This is a genomic window from Butyricimonas paravirosa, from assembly GCF_032878955.1.
In the GTDB taxonomy this organism is placed as follows: domain Bacteria; phylum Bacteroidota; class Bacteroidia; order Bacteroidales; family Marinifilaceae; genus Butyricimonas; species Butyricimonas paravirosa.
This window is the reverse complement of record NZ_CP043839.1, coordinates 3,245,097-3,267,805: the sequence shown is the minus strand read 5'-3', so window position 1 is coordinate 3,267,805 and position 22,709 is coordinate 3,245,097. Positions and strand designations below refer to the sequence as shown.

The following is a 22,709-nucleotide window of genomic DNA, read 5'->3' as shown; positions in this document are numbered from 1 at the left end:
CCTCCCACCTCTTCTGTTTTCATTCGTCTAGCCCTTTTACTGTATATTAAAACTCAGGAGTTACAGCAACAACAGACCAATTTACCGGGGTAACAGTAACATCAATACATTTTTCAGTTTGATCCGGATCGTTTTCATTAAACACGAAATTGATTTTGTAAATCGTACCTGCTACAAACTCTGCGATAGGTGTATTATTAGCATCCTTCAAATTTAATGTAGCAAGAAAAGTCGGAGCTGGCTGTGCATTTACCTCATTTTTTGTTCCTGTCATTCTCACCACAATCTGAGGTTTTACTTCCGGGAAGAAGTTATAAGCCAAAACTTCACCAGCAGCACCCACGGCTTTTGTGTTTGCATCCCATGTTAATCCTAAAGGAGTAGTAAATTTATCATTATTCCATCCATTTCCCAATCCTTCAAAGAAAGGTTCAACAGAACCACTATTAATTTCTGTATTCGCTAATGCTTCTACATCAGTTGTAGACAAAGTTGCCTTCATGTAATAATTATTCAAAGCGACATGATCAATTGTAAATGCCTTATATTGACGATCCGCCTCTGCCTCTGCAAAATTACAAGTAAAGTTTGCGATTTCAATACGAGCGATACGAGGAGCAACTTCAACCTCTGCGGTATAAAGTGCATGGCCTTCCCCATCTGTATCTTGTTTTGTCAAACCTTTTTCTCCGTAAAGGCTCAACGCTTCAATTTGTTCTTCTTGTTGAGTCTCAATGGCAAGCTCTTTTTCTAATACTTCAACTTTTGTCTCGCCACTTGTTACATCTATCTCATCTATATTACCTACAACAATAACCTTATTTACATTTGCAGGTAAAAAATGAAAAGTTTCCGGATTAATATTTCCTTGTGCTGTAGCAAAATAGTGGTCAGCTTCATCTCCATTCGCCTTCTTACCCAAGTACAAAGTTGTACCATCAGTAAAAAAAACTTGAAAACGAGTAAGAACAACTTGATCATTCGTCGTAAGGGGTTTCCCCTCCGAACGAGAACCAGCCTGTACATTGGCTAAATTAATTGTCACACTCTTGGGACTTTGATCATCAATTCCCTTATCACTTTTTTCACAGGCTACTGCTCCTAGAGCAACTAGCGCAACCATAACTAACTTGTTTAATTTCATAAACTTCAACATTTTAATTGCGGACTAAAAATTATTCAAACTATATTTATATCTACTATTTCAACTGTTTCAAGTTCTTCTCAGCCTCAGCGTGTCCCGCCTTAATTGCCTTCTCGAACCATTCGATAGCGATCTCTTCCTCCTCCATCATCATGTAACAAACACCGATGGAATTGAATACCCGGTCATCGTTTTGGTAAGCCTCCAAGGACTTCAACGCCTCCGCGTACTTCCCGGCACGAATCAACTCGTTCGCGGCGTTCACGGCATCGGCCACCTTGTCCGCCAGTACATCGTAGAAGACAGAAACGTAACACGCGTTACGCAATCCCGGGTAAAACTCCTTCAACATGTAGCGATAAGGTTTACCATTTTTCAAGTTCATCAACGCGGCTTTACGCCCCGAACCCAGCGTGCGATCATCAAGAATGGCCAACACTTCATCTTTATACTCCATGCTTGAAGCCGCGACCAACGCGCGCAAACCATCCCAGTTTTCCACCCCGTTCACCAGGACAAAATCCTCGTCACGTAATTCAGGCATCTCGCCTCGAATATACTCTTTCAAAGCGGCGGCACGTCCCGCGCCTAAACGAGTGTTCAAGGACAACCCTCCTTCAGGAGAGGCAAATCCTGTAATCTCGACTCCTTGCAGACGCAATTTTTCCATGTCCCCGATCTTGCGGATTCCCGCCATGATCTCGTCAAGAGTTACCTTGTTGTTATAGGCATCGGGATTCAACACCGTTTTCGACACCGGGAAGAATACTTTCATGTCCTTTTCCTTGAACACCCAACGCTTGCGTGCCTCGACCACCTCGAAATTCTTCGCGGACGGTTCTACCGGGGTCACTTCTGGCACGGGCGCCACGTAAACAGGACCCACTGGGACACCCTGATCACCACCACAACACTCGCAGCCACAACCTTCCGTGTGATAAGCGATCCCCAAGCCGGCCTCTTTCATCCAGCGCTCGTAAGGAACTCGCTCGGAGTATTCAAGCGTCCCCCCTTTCAAGAAAACGTTATAGCCTGTTAAAGTCCATTCCTTGTTGCCCGCCAAAAAATGTTCTTGGCGTTCCCTGCGGAAACGGTTTTTACCGTATAATTGCGCCGGTTCCAGCCATAACGTGTCTGTCCCCGAGTGAAGGTAAGGACGAAGAACCACCTTCTGACGACTACGGGCATACTCTGGCATATCACGAATGTCAAAACGCACCTCCACCTCCCGACGGTCCTTCTTCACCGACGGGTTTTCCACCTGTACCTGGGCTCCTAACTCGCCCGACAAGAACGCCACCGAGCAAGCCAGCAATATATTTCTCGCTTTCATAATAATCTATCCTATTTTATCAAGTAAACTAAAGTCAAGCCGGCCTTCGTGATCCCGAAACGGCTCTTCTTGTTCGAACCCCGGAAATCACCGCACTTCACGCAATCGTAAACGTCGTATTTACCGTAGAGGTAACCGCCACCGATCGTGGCCTCCAGGTTCCAACGTCGCCCCAGTATCCAGGAGTAACCGTAAGAGACACCGAACAGCATCCCCCAGCCCTCGTAACGGTGATCCTTCATCCGTTTGGGGAACTGCGGCAGGGGCAAGCGCACACCGCTCACGTTGTATTCAGAGAACCCGGCATGGAGCCCGAAAAAATGCCCTTGAAAACGTTCGCATAACCAGTAACGAAATTCCGGCTGGATTAAATAATGTTTCATCTTTTTGTTCTCACCCTTGTCCAGGTTCCACGGGTTGTACCCGCCGAAAAGTTCTAACGAGGTTTTCTTACCCAAGCCAAACTCGAAACCAAGATTTGGAGTTGTTGTTGCCCAGTATAACACATTGGTCTTAACCGCGACTTTCTGTGCAAAAACACGGCCCCCACCGAACAATAAAAGTATCAGCAAGGCCAGTACACACGATTTCTTCATGTCACCTTCTTTTTAATTATAGTATAATTATCCTTCTACTACACCGAAAACCCAATCTGACACGCCGAGAGATTGACAACATCATATTTTTATCTGATATTGAAACGATTAACACCAAAAATGGCCGATTTAATCGTTCGTTTAAAACAGATACTTAAAAGGCTAAAAAACAACAATCCAGTTATCCACAACATTGCAAACGTTTTCTATTAAGTATCATTATTTTACAATAATATTTTGTTTTTTAATATATCATCCATACCTTTGTATCAGAAAACCAACGTTTTAACCAACAATTTTACTTACGAAATATTCATATAATTTGTATAAAACGATACCTAAATAGTTGTACTTTTGGTTGCCATTATTTAATACAAATTATTATGATTATTGCCTATCTGAGAGTCAGTACAGAAAAACAGAATTTACTCAATCAAAGATCTGAGATTGAACGCTTTGCACTACAAAAGAACATCAATATTGATCGTTTTATCATGGAAATTGCGAGCGGAAAAAAAGCAGGCAAAGAGCGTCAATTAGGAAGTCTGCTGAAGAAACTCAAAAAAGGAGACACCCTAATCGTTACCGAAATTTCACGTTTAAGTCGAACCCTGACAGACATCATGAGCATCATGGGTAAATGCCTGGAAAAAGGAATTGTTCTCCACAGCGTCAAGGACGGCTATACTTTCGATGACTCCATCAACAGTAAAGTGTTATGCTTCGCTTTCGGACTTGTGGCTGAAATAGAACGTAACCTGATCTCCATGCGGACCAAAGAAGCCCTAGCTTTAAGGCGAGCAGAAGGAGTTACACTCGGACGTAAAAAGGGAAGTTATACAAAATTGAAGATATTGATGGACAATCGTCACACGATCATCAAAATGCTAAAAGAAGGAAAATCAATTATCACGATATGCCGTCACTACGAGCTTTCCCGTGACACGTTCGAAAAATTCAAAAAGAAATGCCCGGATATTTCCGGTATTTTAGCAGAAAAAGCAAAAGATAGAAAAACGGTGACACTCAATCATAAAACTAATACATAAAACACCTCAACAACTAATTACCGAACTTTACATACGTGAACAAATCCCGAACATTCGCCATTTGTCCACCCATGGGTATCCCTTTGTCTGCCGATGGGCTAGGACAAGAAGACAGCATCTTCATAGCATAAACATAGCAAGAACAATCTCCCGTGTTCTTGCCATGTTTATGCTGTGTAATTATTTGGTACTTGTCCTAACCCATCCCTAGCTCTACCCCAGAGCAATCATGGACGAACGTTGTGATTTACTCACATCTATCGACTACAATTAATCCAATTTCTCCCGATAAATCTTCACCTGCTCTTCCAGATGCTTGATAACATCATCCCCTGCACAATTCATCTTGGCTGCCGGAATACTATTTTCCAAAGCCTGAACACCTTTACGTTTGAAACTTTCGCCATACCTGTAACACAAAATCCCCATCGTTTCATGAACACGGTAGTCCCCGTTTCTTCCACTTCGCAATAACCTCTCGGCCGCATCTAAACCATTCTTGATAACGGCATCCGTTCTCGAATCAGAGACCAGCACCCAATGCATAATACTCTCCATAACAGCAGGATATTGCTCGTCTCCCCTGTACTTTTCCTGTATTACATCAAAATACCGAATAGCACTGTTTTCGGAAACCTCCAGTTTACACTGGTATTTCAAAGCAGCGCTCTCTATATTTTCCGGCATAATTTCGAGTAAATAGAGCGCTTTAAGATACTCCTTTTCTTCTACAAGCCCCTTGACTGTTGCCAGATCAGCCTGAATTCCCTGTTCCGGGACAATTTTAAGTGCCCAGATAGCCATTCGAATGATTTCTGCTAACCTCGGACTCCAACCATCCCAACGTCCTCGAATGATCCCTTGATCATCAATAATTATAGCCGACGGATGATTGCCATGAAACGCCTCCGCACAAGCATCTGCTCCTTTCCCGTAACCGCAAGGATAATGAAGCCCGCGATCTTCCCACCATTTTTGGGCTTCACGCTCCGAAACCGTCTCGTGTGAATCCACTCCGATAAACTGCACTCCCCCGTAAGGCTGCATATTCCGGAATAGCACGGTGTCCAAATCGTGAACCAGATTAATACAACTACCACACCACGTGGACCAGAAATTTATCACGATAAACTTCCCTTTTAACGCCTTGCTATTTAACTTTTTATCAAAATAAAATTCCGGAGCAGGCTCTCCCACTTGTTTAATCATCTCCATCGTGTTGCCTGCCGGTTTCCTGTAATCTGTCATCCAACCTTTGGAATAATCTCTCATAAACTTATTAAAAGCCTCGTAATCCTGAGCCTTAACAGCAATAACTGCAAACAATAATACAGCCATGTAAATCAATTTCTTCATCATCATTCTCAAATTAGTTAAATCACAGAGCCGTGTCAAAAGAGACACCCCCGCCACGGCCCTGTGACACGAAAATTATTGCACAAAACACTGTATTAAAACAGCACCAAAATACATTCTCTATTTTCCCTTTCTCCTGAACAGCAATAACACACCACCCAGCAGGATCAACACCGGTAGAATCCATTGCAACATCGTCTTCACGTTTCCGGCGGCCTCTGCACCAATCGTCAGGTTATTGTCAACCGGATCGGGACGGGAAGTATCCACCGGGAGTTCCCCGTAAGACAACCATTCAAACATCGACATGATCAGCCCCCCGTTTATAGAAAGTATCCCCCTACGATTCGCCATCACCTCTCCCATACTGAAAGCATCCGCATCCCCGATAACCACAATTCGCTGTTCCTTTCCTGCCTGTTGACGCTCCAAAGCCATCATCGTGGTCTTCGTCCCGGCTTGCTCCCCGGCATTAAGATTCAACAGGGGTGTTTCATTCACAAAATCAATCGTCTCCAACTCGTTCCAGCTCGAAGGATCACGCCCAACCAGTAACGGGGTCACCCTAAAACCTTTATCTTCCACTTGCAAAACCGCTGAAGCCTCCGGCATCACGATCGAGTAAGGCCATTCAGGATGATTGGTTTTTATGTACAAATCGTCCCAAAGTTTAGATAATCCTTTGGTTTCATCGGTAGCTCTACAAAGAAACAGGCTAACCGGATATTCTCTTTCCTCGGCCTGCCCCAAAGCTCCGGGGCCACCACCCGCACCTCTGGCAGAAGGCATACTGGCAGCATTTTTATCCGCTATCTGATCCTGTTTCTGCACCAGAATCCCCGGTTCAAAACGCAATCCCAGTTTCTCCATCAACGGAGCCAAATAACTGTTCGTCCTCGGTTTTCCCGCAATAATCAAGTTCTTCCCGCTTTCCACGTAACGATATAATTTATCCAACTCCTCTTCCGAGAAGGGTTCCCTCGGTTCAGAAACGACCAGCACATCCAAACTATCAAGCAATTGAGAATTACGGCTCAATTTCACGTCCACCACATCAAAACCTTGATTAATCAAGGCCGAACGATAGAGCTTTTCCGACACCATATAGGAATAATCCCGGTTCCGATCTCCGGTAATCGTGCGGGCATAGTGATCCGAGAGGAAACCCACACTTGGTAATTTCATGCCAATCCGTTTTAACGCGGCGGAAATCTCCGTCTCAAAAGGAACCCTTTGAGCATCGTTAAACACCCGTAGAAAAGTCTTTTCCCCGTTTTCACGTTCCAGCAATACCACGAAACGATACCCCTCATCTCTCAAATCCACGTCCGGGTCAACTTTAGACAAAGGAACATATTTTTTAGCATTAACACCTTGAAACTTTGCCATCTCTTTCGCGGCCTCGCTCAACGTTTTCCCGGCAAAACGATGTGCAAAGAACCCATCCGTCGTGTCCGTATAGTAATAAAACACGTAATCCATCTTCGTCTCCGGTTTGAACCGAATATAAGAATTATAGCGTGCTATATCGGCCATCACCTTGGCAGGAGTAATATTGTAAATACTACCGAACAGATTCACGTAAGTTGTCATCTTCAATCCCCCGTCCAGCTTGGACACAATCTCCTGGCTGGCCTCGGTCAACGTGTTTGTCTTGGTATGTGTCGAATCGTGATACAATCGTAGCATGGGCCGGGAAGTCACGTACCCCAGTAACATCGCCACGATAAACACACCCAAGAATCGCCCGACTTTACTCAACATGGAACGGCGCTCCCGGATAAACTGCAATTTCAAAATCGCAAACCCGAGGAACATGGCCGTCATGATAACGAAATAAAGGAAATCCTCGCTGCAAATCATCCCGTTAATAAACGTACCGGCCCGTCGGTCCAAGGCCAGCCAATACGTGATGTCCCGGACAAAAGTATATTCCTGCCACAGCCCGGACACGAAACGCAGGAAAGTCAACAAAGCCAGCATATAAATAGCCGCCACGATCGGGTAAGTCGTCAGCGTGGACATGAACAGACCGATTGCCGCGTAAGTTCCGAAAAGAAGGTACAACCCCAACAACCCGGTCAACACGGCCGCCCAGTCAAAGGATTCAATCCAACATCCGCCAAGGATAACGTACACCAGCAACACGCTAAACATTAACAACCCGTACATCATCATCCCCAGAAACTTTCCCAGCACGATATGACGACTGGTAATCGGAGCCACGAATAACAATTTGATAGATCCCCGGCTGAACTCTTGGCTGATTAATCCCATCGTCAACAAAGGCATGATCATGTACAACAAATTACTAATCTTGGGCCACAACCCCCGTCCCGTGACATCGAAAAACAACGCCCGGGACAAATCAGACAAGCCCCCGCCCCGGAATTCCTGACTTCTGGCATACGCCCAAAGCACATCCGTAAAGTTCATCGCAGTCATAAAGACAAAAAGGATCAGGATCAACCACGCAATCGGCGAGTAAAAAAGATTTGATAACTCTAAACGAGCTATTCTGTATATTGCTCTCATAACATTTACTTCTTAGAATTAATTGATTATTTACCGGACAATTTAGCGAACACAGCCTCCATGGAACTCTTCTCCTTTCGCAATTCTGTCATATCCCATCCCCGAGAAACCGCCTCCCGCATCACTTGCTTGATCGTTCCCCGCTCCCCGTCATACCACAAGCGAACACCATGATTGTCCAATACTTCCGCCCGTTTAATACCGGGTAACTTCATCAACTCATCCACGACCGGAAGCTGATCAAATTCCAAATAAAGCGTGTTCGGTTCGATATAATTATCAAAATCTTCCGTGCTACCGGAAAAAACCACTCTCCCGTGTTCAATCATTTTGATAGAAGAACAGGTGGCCTGCACTTCCGACAAGATATGCGTCGAAAGCATCACGGTCCGATCTACGGCAATATCCTTGATTAACTGGCGAACTTCCAGTATCTGGTTCGGATCCAACCCGTTCGTCGGTTCATCGAGAACCACGAACTTCGGATCATGTAGGATGGCCTGAGCCAGCCCGACGCGTTGCTGGTATCCACCCGAAAGATTACGCAATAACCGATCTTTCATGTGAGTAATGCCGCAACGTTCCTCGGCAACAGCGATCGCCGATTTAATCTTTTTCTTATCCATCCACTGTATTTCGGCACAAAAACGTAAATACTCGTCGATCGTCAGATCCGGGTACAAAGGCGGTTTCTGTGGCAAGAAACCAATTAACTTACGAGCCTTCACGGGTTCTTTCAACGTGTTTATCCCGTCGATATACACCTCTCCCGTGGTCTGTCTCATCACACCACAAATAATGTTCATCGTGGTTGACTTACCCGCCCCGTTCGATCCTAAAAGACCGACTACCCCGGCTTCATCGATCTGGAAATTAATATCCTCTATCGCCCAGCGACTGGAAGTGTACCGATGATACAAATGTTCAACTTTTACAATTGGATTTTCCATACAAACGATTTATTATTATAAAATTCTAGACATAGTTCTCCCATGACAGCAAGTTGCCATCATTTTTTATTCCCCAAAAACAAATACAACAGGAGACTACTCGTAATACAACTCACCAATAACCGGTAAATCCACCCCCCAGTCTTTAAACGCGGCAACAATAAGATCGTATTTCTTCTTAATGTTCCCCGCCACGTCCATCGACGGATGTAAAAAACCGGCATAATCATAATCCCTGATTACCCAAAACAACGGGTCAGGATACGAGATTGAATTCACATCTATTTCCAGCATCTCCCTCGGTGTCGTAATGATCATCTCCACGTAAGTCCGAATGTCCTCACTCTTTGCCGCTTCCTCGGAGTTCGCCAACCGTCCCAACCAACCTTCAGCCATCCACTCCTCGTAATAATCCGCGGACAAGGTTTTAGAATAATCCGTCACGGAAAGGAAATCCTCCAACTCCGCCACCGGGTAATCATCCACCAACTTCTCCGTCAACATCCATTTATGCAAATCATTCTTTATCTCAAACAAATCTTCATTCGTCAAATCTTCCACGGACGCATCCCCATGACTAAATATCAACGTATTGGCGATATTACTGAAATAATCCCGTTCCCGTTCTGCAAGGTCGTTACTCCCCAAACGATAACAATAAGTCACATTCTTGGCAAGAATCACCTTTTTCACCATCTTCTTCTTCAGAAGTTCCTTGGAATAATGATTCAAAAACAACTTCTCGATCCACTCCAATTGCTTACCGACATATTCCTCGTCCGGCAACTCCACACGCAAACCGGCATTATAAAACGCTAGCTCACCATCATTAATTTGCATCGTATCATCCACAAACCCCGCCCATCGGTCATTCTCGTTATAATACACATCCTTATCCTCGAACTTATACAGAAAATAAATCCCGCAGTCTTCATACCAGCTCACGATCTTCGTGTCGTAATCGTGATTCCCTTGCGGAAGGACATAACGAAACTCCGGTTCTGTCGAAGGTGTCAACTTTTCGTCATCATCATTACATCCCGTCCACAAAAACAATCCTAATATTATTATCAAAAAATATCTCATAATACCCTTAGTTTTAAATTCCATGACTATTTATTCTGTTCCAATCTGGGATTCAAACGGATCACCTCTTCCGCGATCGGCAACACGTACCTGTTCTTCTGCAAAGTCGCCTCGGTCTTGTTGCCGGAAGCCGTCTCGAAAAGAGTATGACTAATTTCCGGCATACCGTACCTTCTCAAATCACACCAACGATGCATCCAGTCCCCGGCTAACTCCCGACGGCGTTCCTCCTGATAAAATTCAAACAAATCATCCGGATCCGTGATATCCACTTCCTCGTATGTGTACTTATTATTAAAACGGTGACGACGTAATTCATTCAAATCGTTCAAAGCCTTCCGGCAATAAGACGCATCCCCTCCGGCCATATATTTACGGATATATCCCTCAGCTCGATTCAAATACATTTCAGCCGTGCGAATCCCTTGATACACGCCATTATCACTTCCCCCGATAGACAAAAAACTCCGGTAATACGTCACAGACGGGAATCCCATTTTAAAATTCCACGCGAAATACAAGCAACCCCGTATATCCCGGATCGTCTTTTGTTGCACCATCGTCTGGTTACAGGAACCGTACAAGTCCAACAGTTCATCGGAAACCATATAACAAGGATCGGAAGCCTGCATATCCCCCAACTCCCGGTAACCTTCACGCATCCAGATCACCTCGTCCGGCGTTCCGGTAGCGTACACGGATAACGATTCCGGGGATCTAGGCGTTCCCCATCCCACCGTGTTCAAATCCAACAGATTCGGTTTCACCTGCAACACGCTGTCCGCGTAAGCAATCGCCCGGTCCCAATCCTCCATGTACAGATACACCCTCGACAAAAGAGCCTTGGCTGCCAAATGACCTATCCTCAAAAAGTTACGGTTATAATCATTCTCTGTCAACAGCCGATTACCCCTCAACAAATCCTGTTCGATCTGCCCGTACACCTCGGCCACGGAATTACGAGGAAATCGTTCATCCCGCACCTCCATCGTCAACTTCAAAGGTACTCCCGGATTCAGGCTCGGATCACCCTCATTATAAGGCATTCCATACATATTCACCAACATCAGGTAATACATGGAACGTAACGTCAACGCCTCCCCCCGAAGATTCTCCCTCAAAGATGCCTCCCCGGTCATGTCATCCAGACAATCCAGCACGATATTACATCCCAAGATCTTGTTGTAAGGCAACTCCCAAAAGGCAGCATCATACCCACCCCCGGCATTGTTGAACATATCCGCATCCCACAAAAAACGCCACCTCATACTCTCGAAATAAGTCCGGAAACCTTCATTTCCCAACCCGTTACACTTTATATCATCCGTAAAAATATCCATGATATTATACTGCACCTCTTTCTGTCCGGCATCCAGATAAGCATCTCCCAGTAACAACTGTTCTATATCGGTAAGTTCTGTCGGCCGAACTTCAGTTATACTATATTCGTCAAGGAAACCGTCACAACCGACAAGCATCCACAACATGAACGAACCAACGAGTGTTAATACGATCGACTTCATGCTCTTTATCTATTTTAATTAAAAACTCACGTTCAAACTAAGGGTAAAATTCCTCGTCAATGGCTGGCTTCCCTTCGCCACCTCCGGATCCCGGCTATCAAAATCGCTACTCACGATCTGGAAGGGATTGGATAACGTCATGGTAAAACCCACGTTCTGGGCAAACCGACGAATCAATCTCTCCGGGAACACGTAAGAAAGACTTATACTGTTGCAACGCAAATACCACGCATCCACGACCCGGACATCCGAATTTGCCCACGCCTCGTAAGGATAAAGGCTCACGCTGGAATCTTTAAACGGGTACATCGGCAAACAATTCTCGCCCACCGGAATAGAAGGAATATTCGTGTACTTCTCGTCACCCGACTCCCGCCAGCGTTTCAACAATTGAGTCGATGCATTCCTATACTCGCTCGGCATTCCGTACGTGTTATTCATCTCTCCATACGGTGAACTCAAAAAACACTGGTTACCGGTTGATAAATAGAAAGAAGTCGCCAGCGTCCAATTCTTGTAGCGGAAGTTCATATTCAATCCAGCCGTTAAATCCGGGTCCAGCTTCCCGACATGAACCATGTACTGTGTCACGTCCAGTTCCCCCGCATTCGTGGCCGCCCCGGACATATCGAATAAAGGCCCGCCATTTTTCGGGTTCAACCCGGCAAAACGGAATGCCCAGAAACTGGAAACAGGATACCCTTTCTTGTTATATTTCCCGCCTGTAACCTCTTTCCAATCTCCTGTCGGTTCAAATTCCGAACTCACCTCGTTATACACTTTCGAGGTATTGAATCCCAAGCTCCACACGAAATCTCGTGTCCGAACAGGTACCAAACTGAACGACAACTCCCAACCCGAATTTTTCATATTACCACCATTCACGTACATGGAATGCTCCCCGTTCTCGTAAGGAATCTCCCGTTGGGTAACCAAATCCTCCGTTTTCTTGTAATAATACTCGAACGAACCGTTTACCTTACTATGCAAAACGCTGAAATTAATTCCTAAATTAATCGACTTTGTCTTTTCCCATTTCAAGTCGGGATTCGGTAATTTCGTGTAAGTCATCTTGAACTCTCCCGTCTCCGGGTCTAAAGGCAGGATCTTAGCAATCAGATTCGCACTCACATTCTCCACCACGTTCCCTTGATAACCGAAGGTTGCCGACAAAGACAAATAATTCAACAAATCCTGCCCCTGCAACCAATGTTCATCCGTCACGTTCCAACGGGTACCGATAGACCACACCGGCAGATATTTCTCCTTCTCATCCTGCCCGAAACGGTTGGAACCATCACCTCTCACGGAAAAATTCAAGGCATACCGATTGTCATACATATAAGAACCTGAAACATAGTAAGACAACGTGTTATTCAACGATTTCGTCAAAGAGGGAGCCGTACGCGCATACCCGTTCAGCGTGTAATTAGCATCCGTACTCGGTCTCGTACCCAGAGGCACATCCACGAACGACAAGCCCCGCTCCGGCATATAACCATAATTCGTTTGCGCGTAAGATTTATGCTTATTACTACTCAACTCACCCCCAACCATCACATTCACGGCGTGACGGCCAAAATTCTTTATATATTCAAACTGTCCTCGCCAGCTATAATTGAATCCTTCATTCTCATCCACGTTCAGCTCGCCTCCATAGGGCAAAGGCGAAACTTTGAAATCCGTGTCAAACACATCGTATTCGCCATAATTATACCCACGGATTCCGGCAATGTAATGAGTCCGTTCCGTAAACCACGACTCCCCGAACGTAGAAATAGAACCTCCCCCCAAAGTGGTAGAGAAAACAAAACCATCCAGAATAGTCCAGCGTGCATCAACACTCAGATTCAGGCTTCTACTCCTATTTTCATTCCCGGAATATTTCAATTCATTCAAAATATTATAATCATACCCATTGTCCCCGCTAGCATAATAAAACAGGCTCCCGTCCTCCTCGTAACAAGCAATAGCTCGGTTAGCATTAATAGCATAATTGAACGGGTCCACACCATTGGCAAAAGCTTTTGTCTCCGTGTGCGAGCCGGATAAAGAGACATTCAGCCGTAGTTTATTCCAAAACGTCGAACTCAGATTCAACCGCCCGGTATAAGAAGTCTGTGAATTTCCCTTTGCCGTATTTTGGTTACTTGAATAACCCAGAGAGGCATAATAAGTCGAGTTTTCATTACCTCCCGAAAAACTCAACGAATGAGAATGAGAAAACGGGGTTTGGTAAAGCACGTCAAACCAGTTCGTGTTCACGGATTCCAACGCCTTAGCCCCCCGATCAAACTCGTCGTAAGAAATCTCTCCCCGCTGGTAAGCTAACGCCAAACCGATATAACCGATTTTATCATTCGGCACTTGAGCCCCCCTCTCGTAAGCCTCCCGGGAAAGGTCAACCCGCTGTTTGGAATTCATGATCTCCAGCTTGTCATAATTCAACTTCTCACCCACCGAAAAATTACCGGAATAGTTTAACGACAAACGTCCCCGCTCTCCTTTCTTCGTCGTGATCACGATCACCCCGTTAGCGGCCTTTACCCCATAAATGGCCGTGGCCGAAGCATCCTTCAACACGGTTATATCCTGAATATCATTGGGATTCAACCAAGCAATGGCCCCTCCGACAAAGTTCTTGATCATATCCATATTATCATCACCAATATTGGTCAATTCACTGGTGCTGAAAGGCAACGGGTCCTGTTGGATAATCCCGTCAACCACCCACACCGGATCGGCATTCCCGACCAGCGTGGAAGTACCCCGAACACGCACTTTCTGACGGGTACCGGTCAAACCGCTCTGGTTAATCACCATCACACCCGGCAGTTTCCCCTGCAACATCTGTTCGAGTGTCTGCGATCCGGTCATCACCAATTCATCGGCATCCACTTTCGAGTATGAACCGGCCATCGCTTTCTTTTTCACGGCCTGATAGCCCGTGACAACCACTTCATCCATTTTAATCAGATCCTCTTTCAAAACAACTCGCATCGTGTCTCTCGCCGTGCGGACCGAGAAGTCAACGATCTGGGTGGCAAACCCCACGAAAGAAAACTCCAGCCTACCCTCGGGAACGGGTAATTGCAACGAAAACCACCCCTTCGCATCCGTGGCAGTCCCGAGAGAAGTTCCCGATAATTTTACCGTAACCCCCGGCATCGCCCGCTTTTTCTCATCTACAACCCATCCTTTCAACCGGATGAAAATCCTCACGGGATCTTGATTGACCACCAAATCCTTGATCACGATCACATCATCCAGCAAGGTGTACGTGAGCCCCGTCCCCTCCAACAAGCGACTCAACACATCCTTCAACACCTCGTTCTTGACATCGATAGAAAGGTGCTCAATCGCTTTTATCTTATCGATACTATAAAAAAAGCGAATCCCCGTCTGTTCCCGTAACTCCAGAATAATCGTTTCCAAGGAAACATCTTTCATCTGCAAAGACACCCTGTTCTCCTGGGAGAACCCCGTTGCCCAAGTACTGACCTGCAACACAACGGTTAATAAGAAAGTCAGTTTCATCATCAAAAAAACTTTTTTTAAGACATGGATAGGCACACCACGCCTATTAATCCAATTTTTTTTCATACATTTGAATGTTTAATTATAGATAATTATAACAACTTAGACGGGGTTGCCGGACCAGGGCAACCCTGTCTTATTTTTTATACACAGTAATCGTACGCTCCTTCACCACAAAGCGAACATCCCCGCCCGTCTCTATAAATCTCAAAAAATGCTCGACCGTCTCGTACTTCTGTAAATCTCCCGAAAAAACCAGTCGCTTACACTCTTCGTTCGCGAAGAAGACCGTCACGTCATAATTCCGCTCGATCACCCTCATCAATTCCTCCAGCGTCAAATGACTAAACACGTAAAGCCCGTTACGCCATCCCACGTACTCTTTCAGATTCACTTCCCGCACATCCCACGTCCCAGTCAAAGAATCAGCGATAACCTGAAACCCCGGTTCCAGTACAACCTTCTTTTTATCCTTCCCCGTGAACTGCACGGAACCATTTACCAGCGTGGTCACCACCCGATGCTCTTCCGGGTAATCACGCACATTAAATTCCGTCCCCAACACCGTCACGCATCCCCGGGATGTATGCACTAGAAAAGGTTTCGATGCATCTCTCTCCACCTCAAAATAAGCCTCCCCCGACAACAGATACACCTCCCGGCGATCCTCTCGAAAACGTACCGGGAACTTCAACCGGGAATCAGCATTCACCCACACTTTCGTTCCATCCGTCAGCACCAACATATACTCCCCTCCCCGCGGGACATTCAACTCGTTATAAGCAATTCTATCCGTTGGCGTTACATTTTCCGAGGCATACACCACCTTCACGGAATCCCGGGTAATCTTTATCCCATCCGCCTCCCGAACCTCTCCTTTATCCTCTCCCAAATCAATCCGGGTCCCATCGTCCAGCATAATATATCCCTTTGACATGATGGGCTGTATCTCTTCAACTAACTCCACGTGATTCCGTTTTTCCCAATGTACATTCAACCAGTAAGCTGTCCCTCCTAGAACAAGAGCCAGTAAAAATGAGGCAGCAATCCCCACCTTCCGTATCACCCGGACTTTCCGTCCCCGTCTCACGTATGTCTGAAATTTCTTGTACCCATCCTTCGAAGAAAAACGAGAAGGCTCCTTCAGCCAAGACACAAGCTGTTTTTTGTCTTCCAGCCCGGAAGCATTATTCAACAAGCCCGGTTCTCGCATCAATTGCTGAAACTCCTTTTTCGTCTCTTCATCTTCCTCGTTGAAAAAGTTTCGAACCACTTGTTGAACAACCTCAAATATAGTATGACCGTGACGTTTCATTACACTTTTTATATTGGATTCATTTATCAAATCCAAAAAAACGAAAAAGTATAAAAAGAAAAATGATTTTTTTACAGAAAAAATAACATGGCCACGATCCAGTACTTGCCAAGTTCCTGTTTTATAAATTTATAGGCTAGATATTTTTGTTGTTTAACCGTATGAATCGTCACGCCCAACTTCGCCGCAATCTCCTCCCCGCTCATCCCATCCATGCTCATCAAGATCACTTTCCGACGTTCTCCCGGTAATAAATCGATCAACTCCCTCAACTTGCGCAACACCTCTTCCCGCACCACGCTCGAAAAATCCTCTTCGGACATCTCCCGTTCCACCTCACTCCACAACCTCAACCGGGCCTCTTCCGTGTTCCGGTCCCGCAAATATTTCAACGCGTTGTTCGTCACCGAACGATACAAATAAACCGTCAAAGCCTTCTCGTTCTCGAAAACAGCTGTTCCGTTCCACAAGTTCACGAACACCTCCTGCACGACATCCTCCGCCACGTGATCATCCAATAAAATTCGAGCCGCATGATGACACAAACTTTCATAGTAAGAGTCGAACAACTCTTGCCACGCTTTTTCGTCTTTACGATTTACCCCGTAAACTAATTTCGTATATCCATCACCAAGCTCCATATAAATGTGCTACTTAAAAACAAATATATGAAAAATATTTAGTATTGGTTATAATTTCTTCTTCGAACCACCTTTTCTTTTTTTCTTCTTCTTTTTCTTAATCTGATTCTTATAGCTCAAATAACAAACAAGAGCAGTTGCAAGCATTCCTCCTCCCACGAACAACACCCCGTACCCATCCATCGTGCCATACTGGACATTCCCCATTGACCCGGAAGTATATCCCCCAGACGTCTGTCCCGTCAAGATCATATAAACCCCACCAAAAACAAGTATGATTCCACCTAACAGGCATATCACGCTACCCACTCGATTCCATTCCATAATCCCAATTATTCATGTTACAATCCCCTCCAAAACTCTTGAAACCGACTTTCACCTCTAACGGCCTTTCAATTCTCCGAATGATACTCCACCACCCGGTCGAAATGCGGAACCACGAGAGCCTCCACCACCTTATCTCCGAATTGTTTCCTTTCAATCTGAATTGTCCGGTCCACTTCTTCCCCGAAAGCCTCCTTTATCCTTTGATGAAGGAACAACTCATACTTATCCAAATTACAACACAAGTAATCCAAATCCGCCTGAATCCCCACAGGCACCCCTTTATCACTCATCCCGATATACACGGTTCCCCCCTGTCCATTCAAAAAACTGCACATATCCTGCATGATCGAATCCAGCTGAGCCTCCACGTCCACATGTCTCGCCCCCACCGGATAGACCAGTGAATTCTTAAACGTTTGCTTTTCTTTCATGTTCCCGACTATGGTATCCTCCTTCCCCTTCAAAGACAACAATTCCAATAACTCATCTTCCCTCCAACGGGATTCTTCCGTAAGATTTCCCTGCCCCTCCTTAGCCAATATAGATTCGGCCACTTTAGCCACGTAATCATCCTCAGAATGAGAAAGACGTTCCAAATCCCCCGCGAAAGAACGATCCCCGTAGGATGCCAGCATCCGGATCACCGCCCACAAAGGTTCCAACGCCGGGTAAGCCCGGAAGTCCTTCTCCAGTGCGCCCAGATCCAGTGTTTCTAAACGTCCCTCTATAAATTCATACTTCACGATCAAATGATTGATCAGGCAATCATAATACCCTTTCAAGCGATAATCTCCTAACACGTGAGCCAATAAGCGAATAAAATAAAGTAAATTCAGATTCTCCAAACAAACCTCTTGCGTCAGGTAAAGCTGCAACAGCCGGATCAACTCCTTCACGTACTTACCTGAAACCCCGATAGAACGCTCGATCTTCCCCGTGTTAAACTTCCCCTGTCCATCCCCGTTTTTATATTTCTTGCACTCTTCTATATAACTGTAAACCAGATTAGCAACCGCCTCGTGCCGGTCAAATCGTTCCTTTGTGGCACCTAGAATCTTTCCTTTGATCCTCCCTACCGGGGGAACATCGGTAACCTCCAAAAGATAATACCCCCCTCTCTCCTCACTCACCCCTTCAGCAAGAGGAGTCGAAACCAAGAAACCACTTTCAGACAACCATGTCAGGAAACCATTCTTCTCACTCAGGAGTAAGGCGTTGCACTGATCCCCTACCCGCAAATGCTCCACGGCCACTTGATTCAGTTCCTCCCAGATCGAGAACTGCAAGCGATCATCCTCCGACTCCACCACCGTCGCTGTCATAATATCCCCGGGATGAAGAATATCTTTTAAACTATCCAACCTTGCCCGTGTCACTTGGCTGACATGCAAAATGCCCTGTCCATCATACCGCAGGTCCACGATCGTAACGAAAGCCAACGTGGGTTTAAAATTATGCACCAGCTTTACCCGTATATTCACGACAGCCCCCACGGGCGGCCGCTTTTTATGAATCACGCTCTTTCTCAACTCATCCGAAAAGTCAGCGAGGATACTTCTCCACGCTTGGGTTGTCCCCACCAACCCTTCTTCAAAACTCAACTTTTTCTTACTGTACCCGAGTTTCAAAGCGACACCGTCAATCTCCATCAGCGTGTCAAACTTTAAAGAAACCGGAGCGGCAAGCGTGATTGCTTTCGTTTCCACTAATAATTGCCCGTGTCCCTCGTACAGACGCCCCTGACAATTTCTAATCGCATCAACCGTCTTTTCTGTAATAGATTCCATCAGGACAGGAATGGAGAACTTTAACAACTCCTCCCACGTGAACACGGCATTCTTCTGGTTAAACAATAAAGAATTAAACGCATTCTTCCGAATCACTTCATCTTCCTTATCCTGTAACACATACAAGTATCTGAAAAACATGGAACGCAAGCTTGCCAGTTCTTCCTGCACGGGATCCCCCAACAAAATCCGGGCCCCAAGAATCCAAACAGCCTCCTGAATCTGATCCCGGGAATGTCCCTCAAAACACAGCGCATCATCCTGTTCTCTCACAAGAGCTACCCGTTCGTTAAAACGTTCCATCACCCTTGGATTAGGTTTATTCAACGTGTTATACACCAGTAAAACGAGTCCCCGTGCCGGCAATAAATGCAACCTCGGACTAAACCGAACGATCGTCAGTAGCGTTATCCACACGAGCGATTTCTTGTACAGGTAACCCGACACCATCAATTTCTCTAACTTCGAAGTAATATACTCCCCTTCTTCCTCTGCATCAATCAACCGGATCGCCTCTCTACTGGCAATAGCCTCATCCAGATAACGTTCCACTTGCATTCGGGCATCATTCAACTTGACCCCTTCAAAACATTTCAAATAATCGGACCCCTCAAGCATCCATTCCAATATACGAATAAAAATATCATTCAGAAGATCATAATCTTCCAAGATCATTTCCTCTCCCCCTAACTCCGCACGAACAACACCCAAGAAAGAAAATATCCACTCCGGCCCTTGTTTTCCAACAACCGTGAAATCATAATCGCAAATATACTCGTCAAGAATACTCGCCTCTTCTTTCGTGAGAGGAAGTTCCTCGAACAAGTGTTCAGGAGATACAAAATCCATTATTCTTATTTTTATTTAATGCAAAAAATATTTAAACATACACTTTTTGGTAAAGCGCCGCACCTCATGACAAAAAATCAATGTCTCCATCCCTTCTCCAATGAATCGCAACCATACAAAAGTAACAACTTTTTTCTGAAAATCAGCACTTCAGGCTATTACAATTTTATCACCCTCTCTTCCAACATTTATTCCTCTTCATAAAAAACATTTTCAATCTCGCCTATTTTTTGCTACATTCGCCCACATCAACATAAACACAAAAACATACAAAACCATGATCCGCTACTTCCAACAACAAGACGAAGACTCTGTCATCCGGATATGGCTGGAAGCATCCGCCATCGCCCACTCCTTCATTCCCCGTTCCTACTGGGAAAACAAAGTTCCGGATATGCATAACAAGTACCTGCCACAAAGCCAAACCCTCGTCAATGAAGACGAACACACAAACGAGATCACGGGATTTATCTCCTTAATCGGCAACTACATCGCCGCCCTTTTCGTCTCTCCTGACCGACAAGGCCAAGGAATCGGACATTCCCTTATGACTCGTATCAAGTTACAACACCCCGAATTGGAATTAAATGTTTACGCGGAAAACACGCAAGCCTTGACATTCTACAAACGCCAAGGCTTTACGATCACACGTGAACAAACCGACGAACAAACCGGCCGGCAAGAGTTCACGATGAAATATCAACAAGACGCTTAAAGCATCCCCGACAATTCCTGTTCCAACATCCCCGATCCCCTCAAATCATTTCTCAACCGGGCATTCCCGTCCCGATCGACAATAACATACGAGGGAATCCCGTCCACGCCGAAATAATCACATATATAATCCCATTGTTTACGATTCAAACGATAATGCTCCCCCTCGATTCCTGCCACCATCTCCAACCATTTGGATTCCGGGGAAGATTCGTTCGTGATATACACGAAAACAACATCCTTATCCTTGAACTTATTCTTCCTGGGTTCAAAAGAGGCAATCGCCCCCCGGCAAGGTCCGCACCACGTGGCCCACAAGTCCACCATCACCACTTTCCCCTTATACCGGGCCATAATAGCATCGAATAGCTTTTTCTCGGATACCGACGGAACCTCCCGGATTCGTTTTCCCGCTTTCACCTTACTTTCCGCAACTTTCGCGTCAATCTGCAGCTTCATCTGTTCAAAAGCCTTCGCGTAATAGGGGTTGATAGATGCCAAGTTCCGCTGTTGCTCTTTCGTTAAGGATTTCATATTTTCCAATTGCTCGTAAATACCCTGCAATTTGAAATAATCAATTAAAAATCCTTCTTGGTTCCCCAGTATCTTTTCCAACCGATTCAACGAGGGAATCCGGTAACCAACAATATCAAAACAATACGGAAAATCACGAGCGTACAACATATCCAACCGGTTCACATCCAAATCCTTCAACACCGCAAAATGCTTATCCGTGAACTCCGGGGCCTTGAAATCGATCTCCCGTTGATCCCACCCGATATGATTCGCCTCCCGGTAAGCCGTTTCCAAATTAGACTCCCCGGAACAAACCAGCCTCATCACAAAACCTTTCACCCCGATCTCCCGGTATTTCCGTACCCCGTCCGGCAGCGCCTTGTCATTCGCCAAACGCTCCATCTCGGCCCGGTAAAGCTTCATCACGTACGCGATATACTCGTCGGCATTCATCCCGTTTATATCCTCATAGAAAGAATACATGGAAAATCCATCCTCGTACTCATCCTGTAACGCGTAATTCAAGGGGATAAATCGACTTTCCCCGACCACGTAAGCCAAACGATGCGCCTTCATCCGGTCTTTCTGATAGCGGGAAGCCCTTCGGGTAGCCTCTTCCAAATCGACATACACCTCCACGTCATCCCCCGGATCAAGCACGATCATCGTGTGGAAGAGCGTGTTACTCAAATAGACCCACGTCGTGGAATATTGATCAAACTCAAACGTACAGCTATGATCTTTATCAATCCTCTTCGACAACTCCTTCCCGGGGCTAAACATATCGCTCACGAAAAGCTCGACATCTCGCCCGTCCATCAAATCACGATAACCGCATAAACGCACCTTCACCCTCGTTTTCCCCGTCTTCAACTCAGCCGGTGGTAACGTGGTAGCTTCCTTCCAGTCCCGGGCAGACACGTCCGACGGGACAGCCATGGCAGCCACTTCAACATCAGGATTCAAATTCAATCCCCAAACATGCCAGCCCCCCAGATTCATCCGGCTCTCGATCAAATCGATCGAATTCACCCCTCTCGGGAGCGGCGGGAAAAACAACTTGAACGAGAGCAACCCGGTATCACGCATCTCGAATTTCTCGCTCAACTTCAATCCTTCCGACTTCAAGGCAAGATACTTTTGCCCGTTCGCCAAAATATAGATCCCGGAATCCACCCGGGCCCAGCCACCGGGAAATTGCTCGACATCGGCATAAATAATAGTAGCCGTGTCATTCAAAACAATACGGGAGATCTCAAGTGATGCAGAATTTTTAGCCTGAAAGGCCGGGTAATCAATCACCCGTTCCCTCGGTTGGCAAGCGACGAGAATGCCCACGAACAGGAACATCAAGACAATTCGACTTAATTTTATCATATTTGCTATTTTATCAGGTCCACACAAAGGCCTGTTGTTTCCTCGACATAAATATACAAATATTTTAACAAAAT

16 protein-coding genes are annotated in these 22,709 nt (G+C 45.6%); 2 read left to right on the top strand and 14 right to left on the bottom strand.

Annotation, left to right across the window (positions count from 1 at the left end):
• Positions 1–46 precede the first annotated feature (46 nt).
• From F1644_RS13425 to F1644_RS13415, 3 genes are read right to left on the bottom strand one after another with little or no spacing between them, the layout of a single operon-like run.
• The gene (locus F1644_RS13425; RefSeq protein WP_118303094.1) at positions 47–1,144 is read right to left on the bottom strand and encodes a hypothetical protein; all 1,098 of its coding nucleotides are present in this window, start codon (positions 1,142–1,144) and stop codon (positions 47–49) included.
• Between the two features lie 55 nt (positions 1,145–1,199).
• Complete coding sequence (locus F1644_RS13420) at positions 1,200–2,477, bottom strand: OmpA family protein (protein WP_118303092.1); 1,278 nt, start codon at positions 2,475–2,477, stop codon at positions 1,200–1,202.
• Positions 2,478–2,488: 11 nt separating this feature from the next.
• Positions 2,489–3,073, bottom strand: coding sequence for a DUF3575 domain-containing protein (locus F1644_RS13415; RefSeq protein ID WP_118303090.1), 585 nt, complete (start codon positions 3,071–3,073; stop codon positions 2,489–2,491).
• Positions 3,074–3,456: 383 nt separating this feature from the next.
• On the opposite strand from F1644_RS13415, the gene F1644_RS13410 reads away from it, so the two are divergent.
• Positions 3,457–4,122, top strand: a complete 666-nt coding sequence (locus tag F1644_RS13410; protein WP_118303088.1) for a recombinase family protein — start codon at positions 3,457–3,459, stop codon at positions 4,120–4,122.
• A gap of 270 nt (positions 4,123–4,392) precedes the next feature.
• On the opposite strand, the gene F1644_RS13405 is transcribed toward F1644_RS13410, so the two are convergent.
• The 10 genes from F1644_RS13405 to F1644_RS13360 form a co-directional block, all read right to left on the bottom strand.
• Positions 4,393–5,484: a TlpA family protein disulfide reductase gene (locus F1644_RS13405; protein WP_118303086.1), complete on the bottom strand. Its 1,092-nt coding sequence runs from the start codon at positions 5,482–5,484 to the stop codon at positions 4,393–4,395.
• A 114-nt stretch (positions 5,485–5,598) separates the two neighbouring features.
• Positions 5,599–8,013, bottom strand: coding sequence for a Gldg family protein (locus F1644_RS13400; protein WP_118303084.1), 2,415 nt, complete (start codon positions 8,011–8,013; stop codon positions 5,599–5,601).
• Between the two features lie 26 nt (positions 8,014–8,039).
• Positions 8,040–8,963, bottom strand: coding sequence for an ABC transporter ATP-binding protein (locus F1644_RS13395; RefSeq protein WP_118303082.1), 924 nt, complete (start codon positions 8,961–8,963; stop codon positions 8,040–8,042).
• A gap of 96 nt (positions 8,964–9,059) precedes the next feature.
• The gene (locus F1644_RS13390; protein ID WP_147344491.1) at positions 9,060–10,049 is read right to left on the bottom strand and encodes a hypothetical protein; all 990 of its coding nucleotides are present in this window, start codon (positions 10,047–10,049) and stop codon (positions 9,060–9,062) included.
• Between the two features lie 26 nt (positions 10,050–10,075).
• The gene (locus F1644_RS13385) at positions 10,076–11,572 is read right to left on the bottom strand and encodes a RagB/SusD family nutrient uptake outer membrane protein (RefSeq protein ID WP_118303078.1); all 1,497 of its coding nucleotides are present in this window, start codon (positions 11,570–11,572) and stop codon (positions 10,076–10,078) included.
• Between the two features lie 18 nt (positions 11,573–11,590).
• Positions 11,591–15,112, bottom strand: coding sequence for a SusC/RagA family TonB-linked outer membrane protein (locus tag F1644_RS13380; protein WP_229782360.1), 3,522 nt, complete (start codon positions 15,110–15,112; stop codon positions 11,591–11,593).
• 133 nt (positions 15,113–15,245) lie between these two features.
• Positions 15,246–16,424, bottom strand: a complete 1,179-nt coding sequence (locus tag F1644_RS13375; RefSeq protein ID WP_118303074.1) for a FecR family protein — start codon at positions 16,422–16,424, stop codon at positions 15,246–15,248.
• A 71-nt stretch (positions 16,425–16,495) separates the two neighbouring features.
• Entirely contained in the window at positions 16,496–17,065 is a 570-nt protein-coding gene (locus F1644_RS13370; protein WP_087419409.1) for an RNA polymerase sigma factor, read from the bottom strand.
• 48 nt (positions 17,066–17,113) lie between these two features.
• The gene (locus tag F1644_RS13365; RefSeq protein WP_118303072.1) at positions 17,114–17,389 is read right to left on the bottom strand and encodes a hypothetical protein; all 276 of its coding nucleotides are present in this window, start codon (positions 17,387–17,389) and stop codon (positions 17,114–17,116) included.
• A gap of 68 nt (positions 17,390–17,457) precedes the next feature.
• On the bottom strand, positions 17,458–20,028 hold the full coding sequence (locus F1644_RS13360; protein WP_168044462.1) for an RNA-binding domain-containing protein: 2,571 nt from the start codon (positions 20,026–20,028) through the stop codon (positions 17,458–17,460).
• 277 nt (positions 20,029–20,305) lie between these two features.
• Here F1644_RS13360 and F1644_RS13355 point away from each other — a divergent pair, with 277 nt between their 5' ends.
• Positions 20,306–20,743, top strand: a complete 438-nt coding sequence (locus F1644_RS13355; protein ID WP_118303068.1) for an N-acetyltransferase — start codon at positions 20,306–20,308, stop codon at positions 20,741–20,743.
• Here the strand turns inward: F1644_RS13355 and F1644_RS13350 are convergent.
• Positions 20,740–22,635, bottom strand: a complete 1,896-nt coding sequence (locus tag F1644_RS13350; protein ID WP_158581817.1) for a TlpA family protein disulfide reductase — start codon at positions 22,633–22,635, stop codon at positions 20,740–20,742. The genes F1644_RS13355 and F1644_RS13350 overlap by 4 nt on opposite strands.
• Between the last annotated feature and the right edge of the window lie 74 nt (positions 22,636–22,709).